Raw genomic sequence first — 17,958 nt, forward strand, 5'->3', positions numbered from 1 at the left:
CCGGATTATATTGTGGCGGCGTGTTGATATGCGGTGCGTACCGTGCCCGCCATGAAGTATTCCGCCGATCTGGCCGCTCGTCCTGGTTCTGCCGCTGTGGCAGTGGCGTTTTTCTGTGTATTCGGTAGCGCGCACGCGGCCAGCGTCGATACATTTTCGGTGTTCGACTCTCCCGGTCTCAATCGTCAGATCCACGGCCGCGAAAGCGACGTCGACCTGGCCGCCGGCCCCATGCGCCTCGGCGACGCGTCGGCGTTTTTTGGCGTCGACTCGCTTAGCGACGATGCCAACCACTATCTGACCAGCGGCCTGCAATGGCGTAGTACGCGCCACGGCACGCCGCTTTTGACTGTGGGCGCCATGCATACGGTGGCGCGCGGCGCCAATGTCGGCAGCCAGACCTTGATGCGTGCCGAGACCCGCCTCGCGCTGGGTGATCGCTGGTATCTGCCTGATCTGACCCTGGAGACCGATCAGTTGTCGAGTAGTGGCGCTGCCGGCTCGGCATTGGGTGGGCGCGCAACCCATGTCGGATTCGCGCATGATTTCGGCCGAAGTCGATATCGTATCGCTTACTTTCAGGCCGACAACGACTACAGCCCGTGGGGCAGTGCGCTTGCCGCCGGCGATCGCGGGATGGAAATGTCCGGAACCTACGATCTGGGGCGCCGTTGGCGTCTCAGCAATAGCTTGAGGGTGCACCGGGGCGATATCGCCACCGGGACGCCGTATGGGGTGGTGGATAAGTGGCGCGTGAGCGGCGTGACGTCGCCGACCGCCCTCGGCCGGCCCTGGCGGCTGATTGCGCAGTTCGGCAAGGCCGGCGTTTCCGACACCGAACACCGGACGCCGCTGTGGATTGAGTTGGCGTCACGCACGCGTCGCTGGCGGGATTGGCACGTCGACTCGGCGCTCGGTTGGTATCAGGGCGATGTGGCCGCCCCCCATGCGATGCCGGTCAACGGCGGTCTCTGGGAGGTCTCGGCAAGCCGCAACCTGAATCTAGCCGGCCTACAGACGCGGCTTCAGCCCAGCTTTTCCATCGGCGGCAGTCAGTATGACGACCGCTTACTTGGTAGTCGCACCGGGCTTGCCATGGGCTTTCCGGGTTTGTTGGACAATGTGGCATTCAGCGTGGACTACTTGTCGCCCGGCTGGGGCCCGAGCAACGATCGCCCGGATATGCAGATGACGCTGAGCATTCGCCAGAATGCTGGCGCGGTGGTGCCGCGGCTCGGCTCAATGGTCGATCGGCTGCGTGGCCATTGGTTCGGGCGCGACTGACCGGACCGAGATGCCGCCTTTTTGCGCTGGATTGCGCCGCTCAGGACAACCGTCGCGCTGGCCCGGTTCAGCGCGCGTCGCGGCACGGGTTATTCTGGGGTTGCAACGATGACAGTCAGCGGCCATGGGGGCACGTTCATTTTCCGGTCATCGGGTTTCGCGTGTCATAGGCCGCCCATCGCTGGCTCCGGCCTCTGCACGACACTCGATTGGCCGCGCTGCGCTCCTGGGCAAGCAGGCGTTGCGTCATAGCAAAGGATTTCGTCTTCATGCGCATTTTTTCGATCCAAACTCGGCGTATCGCACGCTGTGTCAGCGTGCTGCTGCTGGGTGTGGGACTCGTGTTGCCGGGGCTGGCGGTCGCGGCCGATGCGTCGGCCGATCACACGGGTCAATCCGCCGGCTCGGATCAGGGCAAGTCGGCCGGCGCGTCCGCGCAAAAAAACGGCACCGCTGTCCACTCCGATGCCGACAAGGCCGGCGCCACGAGCGACCACAAGAAAAAGAACGCGGGCCAGAGCGCCAACAACAACGGCCAGAACAACGGCCAGAGCAAATCGACGGATCAGAGCGGCAACAGCGCCCCGTTCTCCTACGACCAGCTGATCGAGCGTGCCAAGGCGTTGTCGAAGAAGGCCTACCAGGCGCCGGCCAAGGTCCCGCAGTTTCTTACCAGCCTGAGCGCGGACCAGCTCTCCGAGATCACCTTCAAGCGTGACGATGCGCTCTGGCACGAGCAGAAACTGCCGTTCCAGGTCATGTTTTATCACCCGGGTTCGTACTACGATCACGCGGTCACCATCCATGTGATCAAGGATGGCAAAACTCGGACGGTCAAGTTCGACAAGAACGACTTCAACTATCCCAGCGACGCCCTGAAGAAAAAAGTGCCCGACGATCTGGGATACGCCGGTTTCAAGCTGCTGCATACACTGGGCGATCCCCACAAGATGGACGAAGTGGTGTCCTTTCTTGGCGCCTCTTACTTCCGCGCGCTCGGCGCTGACGAGCATTACGGCCTGTCCGCGCGCGGCCTGGCAATCGATACCGGCAATACCAACAAGGGCGAGGAATTTCCGAACTTCACCCAGTTCTGGCTGGTCGATCCGGGCGACAAATCCAAGCAGATGACACTGTATGCGCTGCTGGATTCGCCGAGCGCGACCGGCGCCTACAAGTTCGTCATCACGCCGGGCAAGGCCACGCACACGCATGTCGAGGAAACGCTGTTCACCCGCAAGGACATCGCCAAGCTCGGCATCGCCCCCCTGACCAGCATGTTCACCTGGGGCGAGAATAGCCTCGCGCGCCTCAAGGACTACCGTCCCGAGGCCCATGATTCCGATGGCATGGTCATTTCGTCGGCCAACGGCGAGTGGCTGTGGCGTCCGCTGGTCAATCCGCAGAAGCTGTGGATGAATCAGTTCGATGCCAACGATGTGCGCGGCTTCGGTCTCATGCAACGGGATCGCAAGTTCGATCATTACCAGGATTTGAACTACGACTACCAGAAGCGGCCCAACGCCTGGGTGACGCCCGACGGCGACTGGGGCAAGGGCCATCTCGAACTGGTGGAGATCCCGTCGGACAGCGAAGTCAACGACAATATCTCGTTGTACTGGGTGCCGGCCGCCCCGGTGAAGGCCGGCCAGCGGCTGCACTTCGCCTATGACATCAAGTGGTCGAGCGATCTGGCCGTACCCAACTCGCTGGGCCATACGGTAGCCACGCGCGTGGGCGTGGCTGCGGTCAAGCCGGGCCAGCAGAAGAATCAGGTGCGGGTCGCGATCGATTTCGTCGGCGGCGAACTTTCCAAGCTCACCGACGCGAACTCGGTGCAGCCTAAGGTCAATGCCTCGCGGGACGTCACCCTCAACAACATCAAGGCTGTGCGTAATCCGCATACCGGCGGTTGGCGACTGACGTTCCTGGTGCCGACCAGCGCCCTCGATAAGCCGCTGGAACTGCGGGCCTATCTGGCCGACGCCAACGGCGGCGGCCTGACCGAGACCTGGAGCTACCTGCTGGCCACGCCGTGAGTTGTACGAACGAAGCTTTCGATACGCCGCTCGGCCGGGTCGATGCCTATCTATCCGGGTTGAATCTGGCGTCGGCGCGCAAGCGCGAATTACGCGCCGCCGTCGCCGCGGCGGCCCCTGCCTCAACGGCCGATGCGATCGCGCGACTCTACGAGGCGCTGGCCGGTGATGGCGACGAAGGTGCGGAGGCCGAATTGGCCGCCCGCATTGAGGCGGCTTACCCGCAGCTGGCGCAGCGGCGCCATGCGGTCGGGGGTGGCGGCTATCGCGGTGCGTCCATGCCGCGCCTGAGTCGTTGGTCGATGTCGCCGGCCAGCATGGATCGCCGCCCATGGCGCTTTCTCGGCCGCATCATGCCGAGCATGGAGCGCCGACGGCGCCTGCCCAAGGCGGTACCCAGCCGGCTGCGCAACATCGTTCGCCTGCGGCAGGTCTTTTTGTTCTTCCTGGTGGCACTGCCGGCCGCCGGGGCCACCTTCTACATGCTCACGACGCTGCCACATCAGGGCCGGTCGCCGCTGGAAGCGGTCATCCTGGCACTGGCCGCACTGTTGTTCGCCTGGATCCTGGTCGGTTTCTGGACCGCCATGGCCGGTTTTCTGGTGCTCTGGCGGGGCGACAAGTATCTCATTTCGGCCGATGACGCCGCGCCGGCCGCAGACCATGCGCGAACCGCGATCGTGATGCCGATCTACGAAGAGGATGTCGCGCGGACGTTCGCCGGGCTGGCTGCCATCTACGAGTCGTTGAAGGCGACCGACCGGTTGGGCGAGTTCGATTTCTTCGTGCTGAGCGACTCGGTCAAGCCGGACACGATCGCTGCCGAGGAGCGCACCTGGGCCCAAACCTGTCGTGCGCTCGATGCATTCGATCGTCTGTTCTATCGCCGGCGCCGGGCCCGTGTGAAGCGCAAGAGCGGCAACCTGGCCGATTTCTGCCGGCGCTGGGGCGGGCGTTACCGCTATATGATCGTGCTCGACGCGGATTCGCTCATGGTGGGCTCCACGCTCACGGCCCTGGTCGACCGGATGCAGGCCAACCCCAGCGTGGGTCTGATCCAGACGCCGCCCACCGCGGTCAATCGCTCGAGTTTCCTATCGCGTGTGCAGCAGTTCGCCACGCGCGTGTACGGTCGGATGTTCGCCGCCGGGCTGCACTACTGGCATCTGGACAACGCCCACTACTGGGGCCACAACGCGATCATCCGCATCGCACCGTTCATGGCGCACTGCGCGTTGCCGCGCTTGCCGGGCCGAGGGGCGCTGTCCGGCGAGATCCTGTCGCACGACTTCGTCGAGGCCGCGCTCATGCGGCGTGCCGGCTGGGGCGTGTACATCGCCTACGATCTGCCAGGCAGCTACGAGGAAGTGCCGCCGACGCTCATCGACGAGCTGGGCCGTGACCGGCGCTGGTGCCAGGGCAATATCCAGCATCTGCGCCTGCTGTTTTCGGACAACCTCGCGCCGGCGCACCGGGCCTTGTTTGCCAACGGGGTGATGGCCTATACCTCGGCGGCGATCTGGTTCGTGTTTCTGGTGCTGTCCTCGACCGAGGCCGTGCTCGAAGCGATCACGACGCCGGATTACTTTCCCTCGCCCGGTGCCTTGTTCCCGTCGTGGCCGGTCTGGCAGCCGATCTGGGCGGTCAGCCTGTTCTGCGCCACGATGGTGGTGTTGTTTCTGCCCAAGATTCTGGGCATGGCCATGATCATTGCGCGCGGGCAGCAGAAGGATTTCGGCGGCGTCGGCAATCTGATCGGTTCCACGCTGATTGAAATCGTGCTCACATCGCTGCTGGCCCCGGTGCGCATGCTGTCGCATACGCTGTTCGTATTCACGACGCTGATCGGCAAACAGGTGAAATGGAACAGCCAGCAGCGCGCGGACGCCCAGGTGCCATGGCTGGCGGCCCTTCGGTTTCATCTGCCGGGCATGCTGCTGGCGGCGGCCTGGGGGGCGGTGCTGTATATCTACACGCCGGGCTTTTTCCCCTGGTTGCTGCCGATTCTGTTGCCGCTGTTCTGCGCCCCTGTAGTGACCGTGATCACGTCCCGCGTGGATATCGGCGTGTGGATGCGTAACAACGGACTGCAGCTCATCCCCGAGGAATGGAACCCCCCGGCCGAGTTGCGCCGGGTCATCGAGATCGAGGCCGAGACCGTGGCAGCGGACTTCGCCGATGTCCTCGTCGATCCGAGTCTGGCGGCGTTGCATGTCGGGTTGCAGGGCAGCCCGCGGCGGCTGGATCCGGAGGTGGCGCGCTATCGCGACGAACTGGCCCAGCGCGCGCTGGACGACGGGCCGGGCGGCCTGAACGCGCGCGAGCAACGGGATCTGCTCGCGGACCCGCAGCGGCTGGACTGGCTGCATCGCGCGCTGTGGACGGCCGAGATCCTGCCCGACTGGGTGGTCGGGCGGTTGCAGCGCCAGCCCGCGCTTACGTCGGTCACCGCTTCAGCGGTATAGTCGCGCCAGCGAGCCGCTTCGGGGGAGCACCACATCATGAGTCTGCATATCGTCATTCTGGCGGCCGGCCAGGGTAAGCGCATGAATTCGGCCCTGCCCAAGGTGCTGCAGCCGCTGGGCGACCGGCCGTTGCTCAAGCATGTGGTTGAGGCGGCCCAGACACTCGAGCCGGCGCGGATTCACGTCGTCTATGGCCACGGCGGCCAGGCCGTGCAGTCCGCACTGGGCTATCTCGACGTCAATTGGGTACATCAGGCCGAGCAGCTCGGCACCGGTCATGCCGTGGCCCAGGCGATGGACGCCATCCCGGACGACGCGCGCGTGCTCGTACTCTATGGCGACGTGCCGCTGGTACGGGCCGCAACCCTGTCGCATCTGGTCTCGGCCGCGGGTGAGAACAAGCTGGCGTTGTTGACCGTGGTGCTCGACAACCCCGCCGGCTACGGGCGCGTGCTGCGCAACGACGACAACCGCGTGATTGGTATCGTCGAGGACAAGGACGCCACTCGCGAGCAGAAGCATATTCACGAGACCAACACCGGCCTGCTTTGTGCCCAGGCGCGCCACCTGCGCGACTGGCTGGCGCGGCTGACCAACCGCAATGCCCAGGGCGAATACTATCTGACCGACTGCATCGGCCTGGCGGCCGTGGATAGCGTGCCCGTGGTGGCCGGCCAAGCCGGCACCGCGGCCGAGACGCAAGGCATCAACAATAAGCTCGATCTCGCGCGGGCCGAGCGCCTGTATCAACGGCGCCAGGCCGAGACCCTGATGGCCCAGGGGCTCACGCTGCGCGATCCCGACCGGTTCGACCTGCGCGGCAGTCTGCGGGCCGGGCGCGATGCGGCGATCGACGTCAATGTCGTAATCGAAGGCGACGTGGTGCTCGGCGAAGGGGTGACCATCGGCCCCAACTGCGTGCTGCGGCACTGCACGATCGAGGATCATACCCAGATCGCTTCGCATACCGTGATCGAACATGCCGAGATCGGTGCTCGCTGCCAGATCGGCCCGTTCGCCCGGCTGCGGCCGGACACCCGTGTGGCCGACCGCGCGAAGATCGGCAATTTCGTCGAGACGAAAAAGAGCGACATCGGCGAAGGCAGCAAGATCAACCACCTGAGCTATGTCGGCGACACCCGGGTGGGGCGCGACGTCAACATCGGCGCCGGGGTGATCACCTGCAACTACGACGGCGCGAACAAGCACGTCACCCGAATCGGCGACGGCGCCTTCATCGGCTCCGACTGCCAGCTGATCGCCCCGGTCACGGTGGAGCGCGGCGCGACCATCGGCGCCGGCACCACGCTGACCCGTAACGCCCCGGCCGACAAGCTCACGGTCGGACGCGCCCGCCAGACCACGCTCGACGGCTGGCAGCGGCCGAAGAAACACACGCCAGGCCATCAGTAGCCCAGAGGCGTATCAGGAGACAGCTATGTGCGGAATCGTGGGAGCCAGTGCGCAGCGCGACGTCGCGCCCATCCTGCTCGAAGGGCTTCGCCGGCTCGAATATCGCGGCTACGACTCGGCCGGCATGGCGCTGGTCGACAACGGCCGCATCGAGCGCACCCGCGCGGTTGGCAAGGTGGCCGCGTTGGCCCAGCGGCTGGGCCAGCACAACCCCGGCATGCTCGGTATCGCCCACACGCGCTGGGCGACCCACGGCGGCGTCAACGAGATCAACGCCCACCCGCATGTGTCCAACGATCGGATCGCGGTGGTGCACAACGGCATCATCGAGAACCACGAGGCGCTGCGCGCGCGTCTGCGCGACGCCGGCTATCGCTTCGAGTCGGAAACCGACACCGAAGTCGTCGCCCATCTCATCGACAGCTATCGCCAGACCTCCGCCACGCTGACCGAGGCGGTGCGGCGCGCCGTGGCCGAGCTGCACGGCGCCTACGCCCTCGCCGTGGTCGCCATCGGCGATCCGGACACGCTCGTGGCGACCCGCCGCGGCTCGCCGCTCGTGCTCGGCGTGGGGATCGGCGAGCATTTTGTGGCTTCGGATGTGGCCGCCTTGTTGCCGGTCACGCGCCGCTTCGTCTACCTCGAGGAAGGCGATGTCGTGATGCTGACGCCCGCCGATTTCGAAGTCACCGATGCCCAGGGCCAGAGACTCGATCGGCCGGTGCAGGAATCCGGGCTCTCGGTCGAATCCACCGAAAAGGGCGGCTACCGGCACTTCATGCTCAAGGAGATCCACGAGCAGCCGCGCGCCCTGGCCGAAACCTGGCAGGGCCGGCTTTCCGACGACGGCGTGCTGGCCTCCAGTATCGGCCCCGAGGCCGCAAGCCTGTTCGCCCGCGTCGAGGCCGTCCATATCGTGGCCTGCGGCACCAGCAGCCATGCCGGCATGGTCGCCCGCTACTGGATCGAGGCGGAGGCGCGTATTCCCTGCAGCGTCGAACTGGCCAGTGAATATCGCTACCGCGACCCGGTGGTGCCCAGGAACTGCCTGTTCATCACCCTCAGCCAGTCGGGCGAAACGGCCGATACCCTCGCCGCGCTGCGCTACGCCAAGAGCCTCGGCGCCGGCGCCGGCTATCTCGCCACGCTGGCGATCTGCAACAAGCCCGAAACCTCGATGACACGCGAGTCCGACCTGGTCATGATGACGCGGGCCGGGCCCGAGATCGGGGTGGCCTCCACCAAAGCCTTCACCACCCAGCTCATGTGCCTGCGCATGCTCACCGGCCTGCTCGGGCGCGGCCCGGAGCGGGCGAAGGCCATGGTCGATGATATTCGCGGCGTAGAAGCCGCCGTCACCCGTGTGCTCGAACTCGATACCGCGATCAGCCACCTAGCCGAACAGTTCGTCGACAAGCAGCACGCCTTGTTCCTCGGCCGCGGCCCGATGTACCCGATCGCCATGGAAGGTGCGCTCAAGCTCAAGGAAATCTCCTATCTCCACGCGGAAGCCTACGCTGCGGGCGAACTCAAGCACGGCCCGCTGGCCCTGGTCGACGAAGACATGCCGGTCGTGGCCGTGGCACCGAACAACGAATGGCTGGAGAAGGTCAAATCCAACCTGCAGGAAGTCCGGGCCCGCGGCGGCAAGCTGTATGTCTTCGCCGATGAGAATTCCGGCCTCGATACCGAGCCCGGCATCACCGTGCTCGACATGCCCCACGTACCGCACATCCTCGCGCCGATCGCCTACACCATCCCGCTGCAGCTACTCGCCTACCACGTCGCCGTCGCCAAGGGCACGGATGTGGATCAGCCCCGGAATTTGGCAAAAAGCGTAACCGTGGAGTAGTGAGCTGCCGCTCGAATCCTTTGTTGAAAACAAAAAATAAAGACCGTCGCAATGTCGTCTCTAACAATATGATTTTAAAAGGGGTCGAAAATGTCGACAAATTTATGGTGGTCCGTTGCGGAAATTTTTCTGCACGGACCCTGCAATGATTGCTTGGTTACCACCTGAGTAAGTAGTCGCACAGTGAGCCGGCCGAGACGTGGCAGTGCAGTCGCCCGGCGATAACGGCTAAGCGCGGATGAGAAGACCGTCTGCAGCGCCAGATATCGGCCAGAAGCGGACATTTTGTAGGCTAATACTTCGACCGATTGGCTCGCGGGGATTTGTGGGCTTGGTTGCATGGGAGCAAGACTTAAATGTCTAGTTCTAACGGGCGGTTCCTTCCATAGGCTTCTGCAAATTGGCCAATAAAGGGACGATGCCACGGCGTCGGATAGACGGTTTCCACCGAGAGGCCCGACCTATCTTCTAAAAGCTTGCGCAGATGTCTTTTTGTTGAGCCTGTGACTACTATTCCAAATACATCACTGCGGGCACGAGTAGTATTGGATGGCTGACCACGCCTTTTCATTCGCTCCTTAAGCCAATGGTTTTCCAACGTTTCTCCCGAGTCTAGTGGGATAGTCGTGATTTTTCGGTCTACCGTATCGGGCAGCTGGCCCAGTAAGAATGAGCCACGTTGAATCCTCAACCGCTCAGTGACGTCTGGAGCTTGATACCACCAAACCGCATTACCTAATGACCCGCTGATCGAAGGTCTGTTCTTACTGCTATAAGGACGAGCATCAAGTGGAGAAATCCAAAGCTCCGGCAGTGGTTTGCGAATTCCGTACAATATTCCCGACACTCCATCAAGACTTCCTGGTTCCTTTGCGTTTGCGAATGCAATCATCCATAAAGCTATCAATGGATCTGTAGTCACATCCAGGAGAGGCGTAGCGGCACCGTGGTGTTGCAAATGGGCGAGCATTGCTAGATCGGGAAGCTTCGTATCGCCCTGACGGTCAAGTCCAATGCGCCTGGAAATATTGAGCAATCCAGCCGTTGCGTGCTCGACAGTATTTTCTGTGTGCGGGAACTTCTTCGTATTCAAAACACGAGTATGCACCCCGGGTTCGATCCCGTACTTCTTCTGTGCTTGACCACGCCACAACCAAACCTCCTCCGAGAAGGTGGTATGCAGCCACATCGCAGCGGACACGATATAGCGTGCATTTTGTTCAGCGTTATTCGTCTTCGGCTTCCAAGTCAGCATGACGACAATCTACTCAAGGTGCTGTTTGTTTGAACAAATCGGTAACGTATCAGTATGTCGTCAGATGTCCTAGGCGACTCGGCCGCGAAATAACGGTTTCAATCAAGGTTGCAGATGTCAGCTCTGGGTCGGTTTTCGCCGTTACTCGCCGATAGCAAATGCAGATGACTATTAAGAAAACGCTATATCGAGTCGAATCCCCTGGGGACGCCAATTGGTCAGAAGCCCTGATTTGTCGTTTGAATCCGGGCGTTAGCCGAACGCGTTTAGACAGTTCCCCACACGTTTCCCCCACACGCTGAAAGGTCGGTGCACGTCCCCGCGCGCAGATCTGTACCCGGCTGAATTGATGCGCGTCGCATCTACCGTAGAGGGGGGCGCTTCGAAAAACTCTTGCTCAACAGCGCCGCCCGTCTTGCGCTTGCGCTTGCGCGATAGCATCGGCGGTTTCAGGTAGCTGCCGACCCAGCCTTGCGAATCGTCGCGCCGGAGTCCGGCCAGCGGCCCGCCCTCCAGAACCAAGATCCGCGCATAGCGCCACTCATTGGCCGTCTGTGGTCGTCGGAATCGGTAGCCGGTACCCAGCCCGGCCGCCTTCGGCTGCGCGTCGGTTAGAGCCGCAATGGGGCCGCGCGCGACCTCTTGAAGCACTCAACGCCTCCGTTATGCGCGCCGGGCGCCAATTGCGCACGTTACCCATCGACAGCAACTCAGTGCCTAGCTGTGTAAAGGAACAGCGGCGCATTCCGCGTCGATGTCGCAATGCGTCGATCCATGGCAAGATGCGTTAAGAGTACCTCGACCTCAGACTTGTCCATTGGAGACAAAATTGAAGATCAAGCTAGCCTTTATTTCTGTTGCTTTGCTTTGTGAAGGTGCTGCATCCGCAGGCGTTCGAAATGCGTCCAACGCAAACCAGTCTGATGTTGCTCAAGCGAACAAGTTTCTCGCTTCCATACCATCGGCATGCTCCAGAAGCTATGCTTACGCCTTAGCAGACGGCACGATCAAAATTCGAGTGATCTGCAGTGGAAACGGAGATTCCATGGACGGAGTAATCGAAATCAAAAACGGGATGGTCACGAGAGTGAAGTAGTCTGGGCTCCAACGACTCGCTGCAGTCGACCGCTCAAAGCGCTGTCTCGCTTTGGCTTTCCTGCTCGGCCCGTCGGCGTGGCGCGAATGGATCTTCGGCGTTAGCTGGCACTCGTAACTTATAGACATGGATAAAGAGAAGTTCGCAGAGATTCTAAACCGACAAGATAAATCGGGGTTGCTTACGCTACTCAATAATGTAAGAAAGAAAGGCCACGAGGAATTCGAAGATTTTTGGTGCTTCAGAAACTTGATTCCACGTACCCGACTTGGGACAAGCCTAAGAAGAACAGGTCCGGTGGGGCAAGCTATAACCGTGCCGCGGTTCAAGGAGAAACTAAGGATTTTGCAACGGCTAAGGGAGGGTTCATCTGGTTCGTAGAGCATTTCATCCGACCAATACCAGACGTCTTTTCAAACCCAGACCAAAGGATAGCCAGAATTGCCCTTGGTAATGGCAGGAATTACTTTGGACGGTCGCCGGGAGAATATGTGTAGTAACCCTCCTCATTTAGCTGAGGACACATCCAATTTGAGGCGTATTCCAAATGGATGTTATCTCAATACAAGCCTGAGTAACCAGAAAAATTCGACTTGCTTGTTAGATTGTCGCATGTGGCAGATGTGGGTTATCAATCTCAATGGGACTGGTACGTACTTGATTCAACTAACGCACTTCGGAAATGTCAGGAGATGCAAACGGAAGTGCAGCAGATTTGGAAGCAGCTTGGTATCGAACTTAGTAATCTTGCTAACAGCTAACAGGGTGCTGCAGTTGTTTGTCCAGAGTCCTGCCGCGCCTCGAATTTCCTCCGCAGCCTGCGACCGCCCCCGGCGGTGACAGAGCTTCGGCGTTAGCTTGAGATTCAAAAGAGGGTGTAGACAAATTAACTGCCGGTGATAAACGCAATATCAGACAGTTATGTAGGTCGGATTAGGTGCTTGCACCGTAATCCGACAGCCGAGCCTCGGAACTCGCCGATTGAGCGTCGGATTACGCGCTGCGCGCTAATCCGACCTACCGTCAAGGCATTGTTTTTAAATTCGGTAGGCGGAATAAGGGTTTGTCTACACCATCGAAGGGGGAACCATGAAAATAGATCGAGTATCAAAATGCATTCCGTCCGCTGCATTGGTCGTTTGTTTGGGAATCGGAATAATGAGTAACTCGGCATTCGCCGACTCGAAAGGAGCAAATGGACCTTCATTCGATGACCCACATGGATTGTGCGATGCTATTGTGTATCTGCCAACGCATGGATGGCACCATGATTTTATGGGCTGGGGCTGTATTTCCGATCTGAAGGAATATGGGCCACGAAATTCAAGCACAAGCCTTCCATCGACATACCAGTATATGGTTAGCGGAGACGTCTATGAAATGGCAAAAGAGGTTGAACTGCGCTACAACGTGAATAACACGGGCTATCGATCTAAGAGCTTAAAGATGATGGCAACCTATGCGAAGACACTGGCTGGAAACACTGCCTTCCATTTATCGAACTCAATGCTTGCGAAAATTCGGAAGGGCAGCCCCTTCATCATTACCTCCGGGAAGGCCAGAATCGCTTTCAATATCAAAAAAACAAGAATTGATAGTTATGTTTTGAGGATTAGCAGACAGTAAGGCCACAGCTAACGGAAGCATATGTCGCCCGTAGCCGCGACCTGATCCCGTGTTGAACAAGCCCGACTCGAAGACGTGAAGGCCGACTTATGCACGCTTGACCCTTCGCACTGGGGCGACTGCACTACGGCGGCTCGACCCGGTTTGTTTCTGCCGCAAATTTACGAGCCCTCATTGATAAAAATGCGCCGCGAGTAATCCCCCCGTGGCCCCGGCTGTTTGTCCGTGGTCAAATTGCGGTCGGTCGCGCTGATTCGTTGCTGACTATCGGTGGTCGGGATCGGCGTAGCTTTGCGCTGCCGTCGATGGCCGGGAGTCGACGGCCGACTTTTCAGCTGTCGGCGTGACCCAAGCCCGCGCCCGTTCGCTGGCCGCCGTGGCTGGTCGGGTTGATTAGATGAAGGGTTGCGGGCGGGTGGTTCTCCCGCGCCTGTGGGGCTGTCTGAGACCTACCGCAAGGCAGCTATCGGGGGTTCAGCAAACCCTACGGAAACACCCGCCCGCAAACCCGCATAAATACAGAGCAGCCGGTCGCTGTCTTGGATGGTTCAACGGACACTTGGCTGATGGCTGCTTCGGGTCGTTGACAGACGCCGCCGAGTTACCCTCGCCTGCTGGAATACGCCCTAACGTGCTGGTTGTCTTCCGGCTCCATGCAGCGATCACTCGACGATCATCTGATCGGCGCCGGCGTTTCGCTATTTTCGAGTGGCCAAGGTCTCCCTGAACGATTCCAGGTTGTGCATGACATCATCAGCACTGCAACCGCTCAAACGGAGACGTGCTTCTCGCGGGTTGTCGGGGTGTCTAATCTGAGACCCGTTCCAACCGAAGGGGAGTATTTCATGACGAGTCCAGTGCGGCGGCGTCGTTCACTCGAACAATGGCAGTGTCTGATCGCGCAGCAGGCGGAGAGCGGCCCGAATTCTGTGCTGAGCACGGACTGGCGCTGAAGACATTCCAGCGCTGGAGCCGCCGGCATCGCCGGTCGAGGCGTTGTTCATGCCGCTGGCCGAGTCACTGGTGGCTTCCGAGTCCGCCAGCGGCTGGACGATCGAGCTCGATCTGGGCGACGGCGTCTGTCTGCGGCTGCGCCGGATATGTTGACGGCTGACAGCTGCGGCACGCGCCCTCTTGCGCCAAGTGCCAGCGCGAGATGATTCGTGCCACATCGGATGTGGCCCTGCTTCCGTCGATCCGAGTAGAGCAGAGTCTCGACGACAATTTCCTTGAGGAGTAGCTTGGACCACATCGGGCCGAAGAGGCGGCCCGCGCAATTGGCGCCGACGTCCGGATCAATCGTCGGGCCAGCTATGACCACAGGTGTTGGTTCATCGGAAGTTTCATCGACGAGCAACTGACGTTTTTGCGGCGCGAACTCGACCGGATCGCCGTCTCTTGGTTCGATCGGGGGCGCGCGCACTCTGAATTAATGGAAGCTAACGGAGGCTCATTATGAGTGTATCGATCCACCCCGAAGTCGATCGGGGCATGACCCCGGCGGACGAATCGTTTACCGGCGGCACGCTAAGGTGTCACTGCAGCGATCCGGTCGAAGTCACCGTCAGTTCCCAGTGCGCCCACAACCACGTGTGTGGCTGTACGCAGTGCTGGAAACCGGACGGTGCATTGTTTGCGCAGGTGGCGGTTGTGCCCAGCGACGCGGTTGAAGTGACGCGCAACGCTGAAAAACTGCAGGTGGTTGATCCCGATGCGGTGATCAAGCGGCACGCCTGTCGCGATTGTGGCGTGCATATGTATGGCCACATTGAAGATGCCAATCACCCGTTCCATGGATTGGATTTCATTCACACCGAACTCTCCGAGGCCGACGGTTGGCAACCCCCGCAGTTTGCCGCCTTCGTGTCTTCAATCATCGAGTCCGGTGCCGACCCCGACCAGATGGATGCGGTGCGCGCTCGCCTGAACGAGCTGGGATTGCCACCCTACGACACCCTATCGCCCGAATTGATGGATTTGATTTCGACGCACAAAGCGAAACAGGCTGGCGTGTTGTAAACCGATCGCGGGACGAGCGCGGCCGAGCGCCGGAGGACGTCTCAGAAGAACAGCGACGTTCATCGGAGATCGAGTCCTCCGGTATCGCTCGTGGCCGGTGGATGCACGGGGCCGGCGGATCTTGCGGTAGGCGAGGAGTCCGCGTTTCCCAATCTATGGATCGGGCCGCAGTCGATAGGCGATCCCGATGATGGCCATCGGCGTAGCGCAATGCGGGCAACACACCTCCGGCCGCGGCTGGCGCGGTTGGCCAGTAAAGCCCGCAGCACGAGCCGCACGGTGGCTGAGCGAGCCGAAGTCTGTAAGGGCCGCTTCGGGGTCCGGGGCCAGGCTGTGTGAAAACGTCTTTCGCCGGCTAACCTGCTCAAGGAGCGCGCGGAGCGCTGGATAGTCGTTTTGTCGTAGGTAAGGATCGTTCCCAGAGCACGCTGCGTCCAGCGTCTCTTGATGACTACGTTACCGAAGATAACCGGGTCTGAGTGGTCAATATTCTGTCGATAGCCTCGACCTCGCCGATCTTGGCTTCGAGCGCAACTGCACCCGCACCAAGGTCAAGCGGCGCATCGAGCAGATCGAAGCCAGCGTCGCCCGCTACCTGTCAGAACTCGACGGTGCCGATCGCCAGCGCCAAAGCGATACCACTGAGGTCCGAACGACAAGGCTTCGGAACAAGATCGACACGCTGCGATCGGAAATGCAGCGCATGCAGGCCATGGCGAAGGCGATGGATGAGGCGCCCGACCAGCAGATCTCATTGACCGATCCGGATGCGCGCTCCATGTCGACGCGTGGTAAAGGCTCCGGGATGGTGGGCTACAACGTCCAATCGGCGTCGATGCCGAACATCACCTGATCGTCGATCATGAGGTCACCCACGTCGGCCACGATCGCACGCAACTGCAGCCGATGGCGGATCGAGCCCGTTCGGCGATGCAAACCGATGAACTTGCCGTAGTCGCCGACCGCGGTGACTTCAACGGCGAGCAGATCGTGGCCTGCGAGACGGCCGGCATCCAGGTTCATGTGCCCAAGCCGCAGACTTCCAACCGCCAGGCCCGATGCCGGTTCGGCACACGCGACTTCATCTACGAACCCGATAGCGACACCTATCGCTGCCCGGCCGGTCCGACACTGATCTGGCGTTTCAGCACGGTGGGAAAAGGCCAGACGCTGCACTGTTACTGGAGCTCCGCCTGCAAGGGCTGTTCGCTGAAAACGCAAAGCACGTCGTCAGCGCAACGAGGCGTCAACTACGTTGACAGACTCCGGGTCCCACAGATTATCGATAACAAGGCACATTGCGCGGTGGACGTGCGGTTGAGCGTGGCGGGTGTGCCACGGTGGTGATGGTTCGGTGGGCGGACGGGCCGCGAAATATTTGTAGTGTGCATCCTCAGCCCGAGACCTTGATGTTAAGGCTCCTCGGGAAACTTTCGGGACTGACGAAACGAGATCGTGGTGCGCTGGGTTCGCGGTGTGCGAGCTGACGATCGGACGCTGACGTGGGCAAAGCCCAGTTCCTTGTGTAAGTGTCTCTGTGGTCTCATCGAGATCGACACCGTAGCGGCCCGGAATGACCTGCTTGAGATCCATTCGACGCCTTTGGGTCCCGGCTGCGTCGGCATCGACCAGTCGGGCCGCTTCTGGTTTCTGCTTAGGACCAAGCTTGAGGTGCTGGCTCGGTGGCGGGGTGTTCATCAAGCCGTTGGGCTTCAGCCTTGAGTACGCCGCCGCTGTTGCGCAGCGTCTGGACATTCATTGCAGACAGATTGTTTATGGAGGCTTGTGCTATCGAGCGCCATGGGCGGCTTTGTGCCCTTATGTCTTGATCCAGAAGCTCCCAAGACTATTTTTTGGTCGCAGCTTGCCGTGGCGGAAATAATTTAACCGAATTTTCCGCTATCTTGGTGCCGGACCGTGATATTACTGATGCAATGCAGGCAATCGGCGGCGCGTACGCGTAGCCCTCAGGTGAGGCCGGGTTGTCGCTGGAATAGGACGCGAGTTTATGAGCAATACCGCAAATGAATCTGACCCGGTAATTGAAGAGGGCCGTCAAGCGCCGGTCAAGGCACTGCTGTTTTACGAAAAGCCGGTACCCTTGAACCGCGACAGGCACCTTAGGCTGCGCCTGCAATCCGGGACGGCCAGTTATAAGTTTGCGCGCGCGACCAATTCCATTCCTATCGCCGCAGCTGAATTCAGCGAAGCGGCGCGCCACTATCCGATCGTGTTTGCCGGCGACGCGCCGGAAAATAGCGTTCCCGCGGTACTGCTAGGGCTGCGGGCGGACGAGAACCTGTTTGTCGACACCGACGGCGACTGGCCCCGCGGCTATATCCCCGCATTTGTGCGGCGCTATCCGTTCGTGCTTGCCGAACAGGATAACGGCGAAGACTTCACCGTCTGCGTGGATGAACACTATCCGGGCCTGAATGAGCAGGAAGGGGAGCTGCTGTTCGAGGACGATGGCAGCGAGGGTGCGTTCCTCACCCGGGCCATCGCATTTTTGCGTCACTTCCAGGGGCAGATGAAACGGACGCAGTCGTTTGTCGCGCGGTTGAACGAACTCGGCCTGCTGGAAGCGAAAGTCATCCAGAGCCGGATGGGCGAAGGCAGTGAGCCGGTCACCCTGCGTGGTTTTCATGTGATCAACGAAAACAAGCTGCAAGAGCTCACGGACGCCGCGCTGCGCCAATTGCTGGTCAACGGCGAGCTCGCCTGGATCTATGCCCACCTGATTTCGCTGGCCAATGTCGATGCGTTGTCTCAACGGCTGAAGGCCGAGGGCGACACGTCGTTCCAACCCTAAGCGCCAGAACTTTAGACCCTGATTTGAATAGAGAATTAATTTGCCCGGTGACTGATTAGCAAAAACCGACCGAGACAGTGGAACGTCTAGGCTGGGG

At 60.7% G+C, this 17,958-nt stretch carries 13 protein-coding genes; 10 read left to right on the forward strand and 3 right to left on the reverse strand.

What is annotated here, in order from left to right:
- Nucleotides 1-51: 51 nt before the first annotated feature.
- The 5 genes from SALB1_RS07125 (at nt 52) to glmS (ending at nt 9,053) form a co-directional block, all read left to right on the forward strand.
- Nucleotides 52-1,284 carry a hypothetical protein gene (locus SALB1_RS07125; RefSeq protein ID WP_109993238.1) on the forward strand — a complete coding sequence of 411 codons (1,233 nt, stop codon included), beginning with the start codon at nt 52-54 and terminating at the stop codon, nt 1,282-1,284.
- Nucleotides 1,285-1,553: 269 nt separating this feature from the next.
- Nucleotides 1,554-3,323, forward strand: coding sequence for a glucan biosynthesis protein (locus SALB1_RS07130; RefSeq protein ID WP_109993239.1), 1,770 nt, complete (start codon nt 1,554-1,556; stop codon nt 3,321-3,323).
- Nucleotides 3,320-5,788 (forward strand): glucans biosynthesis glucosyltransferase MdoH, encoded by a 2,469-nt coding sequence (gene mdoH / locus SALB1_RS07135; RefSeq protein ID WP_109993240.1) that lies wholly within the window; start codon nt 3,320-3,322, stop codon nt 5,786-5,788. The genes SALB1_RS07130 and mdoH overlap by 4 nt, the downstream gene beginning before the upstream one ends.
- 33 nt (nt 5,789-5,821) lie before the next feature.
- Nucleotides 5,822-7,201: a bifunctional UDP-N-acetylglucosamine diphosphorylase/glucosamine-1-phosphate N-acetyltransferase GlmU gene (gene glmU / locus SALB1_RS07140; protein WP_109993241.1), complete on the forward strand. Its 1,380-nt coding sequence runs from the start codon at nt 5,822-5,824 to the stop codon at nt 7,199-7,201.
- Between the two features lie 25 nt (nt 7,202-7,226).
- Nucleotides 7,227-9,053 carry a glutamine--fructose-6-phosphate transaminase (isomerizing) gene (glmS, locus tag SALB1_RS07145; protein ID WP_109993242.1) on the forward strand — a complete coding sequence of 609 codons (1,827 nt, stop codon included), beginning with the start codon at nt 7,227-7,229 and terminating at the stop codon, nt 9,051-9,053.
- Nucleotides 9,054-9,405: 352 nt separating this feature from the next.
- On the opposite strand, the gene SALB1_RS07150 is transcribed toward glmS, so the two are convergent.
- A complete protein-coding gene (locus SALB1_RS07150) occupies nt 9,406-10,308 on the reverse strand; it encodes an FRG domain-containing protein (protein ID WP_109993243.1) in 903 nt (300 codons plus the stop codon).
- Nucleotides 10,309-10,560: 252 nt separating this feature from the next.
- Complete coding sequence (locus tag SALB1_RS07155) at nt 10,561-10,959, reverse strand: hypothetical protein (protein WP_109993244.1); 399 nt, start codon at nt 10,957-10,959, stop codon at nt 10,561-10,563.
- A 178-nt stretch (nt 10,960-11,137) separates the two neighbouring features.
- On the opposite strand from SALB1_RS07155, the gene SALB1_RS18710 reads away from it, so the two are divergent.
- The 4 genes from SALB1_RS18710 (at nt 11,138) to SALB1_RS19005 (ending at nt 15,902) form a co-directional block, all read left to right on the forward strand.
- Complete coding sequence (locus SALB1_RS18710; RefSeq protein WP_145961263.1) at nt 11,138-11,404, forward strand: hypothetical protein; 267 nt, start codon at nt 11,138-11,140, stop codon at nt 11,402-11,404.
- Between the two features lie 1,089 nt (nt 11,405-12,493).
- Entirely contained in the window at nt 12,494-13,030 is a 537-nt protein-coding gene (locus tag SALB1_RS18715; protein WP_145961264.1) for a hypothetical protein, read from the forward strand.
- Between the two features lie 1,455 nt (nt 13,031-14,485).
- Complete coding sequence (gene gfa, locus SALB1_RS07165; RefSeq protein ID WP_109993246.1) at nt 14,486-15,049, forward strand: S-(hydroxymethyl)glutathione synthase; 564 nt, start codon at nt 14,486-14,488, stop codon at nt 15,047-15,049.
- Between the two features lie 694 nt (nt 15,050-15,743).
- Nucleotides 15,744-15,902, forward strand: coding sequence for a hypothetical protein (locus tag SALB1_RS19005; RefSeq protein ID WP_158590664.1), 159 nt, complete (start codon nt 15,744-15,746; stop codon nt 15,900-15,902).
- Here the strand turns inward: SALB1_RS19005 and SALB1_RS18720 are convergent.
- Nucleotides 15,863-16,225, reverse strand: a complete 363-nt coding sequence (locus SALB1_RS18720) for a hypothetical protein (RefSeq protein ID WP_145961265.1) — start codon at nt 16,223-16,225, stop codon at nt 15,863-15,865. The two genes, SALB1_RS19005 and SALB1_RS18720, sit on opposite strands and share 40 nt — an antisense overlap.
- 832 nt (nt 16,226-17,057) lie before the next feature.
- Here SALB1_RS18720 and SALB1_RS07185 point away from each other — a divergent pair.
- Nucleotides 17,058-17,861, forward strand: a complete 804-nt coding sequence (locus SALB1_RS07185; protein WP_109993250.1) for a SapC family protein — start codon at nt 17,058-17,060, stop codon at nt 17,859-17,861.
- The last annotated feature ends 97 nt before the right edge of the window (nt 17,862-17,958 follow it).

Origin of the sequence: Salinisphaera sp. LB1 (assembly GCF_003177035.1) — a bacterium.
GTDB lineage: Bacteria > Pseudomonadota > Gammaproteobacteria > Nevskiales > Salinisphaeraceae > Salinisphaera.

Excerpts from the sequence above, each read along its gene's own strand:
- SALB1_RS07125 (WP_109993238.1), top strand. The coding sequence starts at position 52 with ATGAAGTATTCCGCCGATCTGGCCGCTCGTCCTGGTTCTGCCGCTGTG.
- glmS (WP_109993242.1), top strand. The coding sequence starts at position 7,227 with ATGTGCGGAATCGTGGGAGCCAGTGCGCAGCGCGACGTCGCGCCCATC.
- gfa (WP_109993246.1), top strand. The coding sequence starts at position 14,486 with ATGAGTGTATCGATCCACCCCGAAGTCGATCGGGGCATGACCCCGGCG.
- SALB1_RS19005 (WP_158590664.1), top strand. The coding sequence starts at position 15,744 with ATGCAGCGCATGCAGGCCATGGCGAAGGCGATGGATGAGGCGCCCGAC.
- SALB1_RS18715 (WP_145961264.1), top strand. The coding sequence starts at position 12,494 with ATGAAAATAGATCGAGTATCAAAATGCATTCCGTCCGCTGCATTGGTC.
- SALB1_RS07150 (WP_109993243.1), bottom strand. The coding sequence starts at position 10,308 with ATGCTGACTTGGAAGCCGAAGACGAATAACGCTGAACAAAATGCACGC.
- SALB1_RS07130 (WP_109993239.1), top strand. The coding sequence starts at position 1,554 with ATGCGCATTTTTTCGATCCAAACTCGGCGTATCGCACGCTGTGTCAGC.
- SALB1_RS07185 (WP_109993250.1), top strand. The coding sequence starts at position 17,058 with ATGAGCAATACCGCAAATGAATCTGACCCGGTAATTGAAGAGGGCCGT.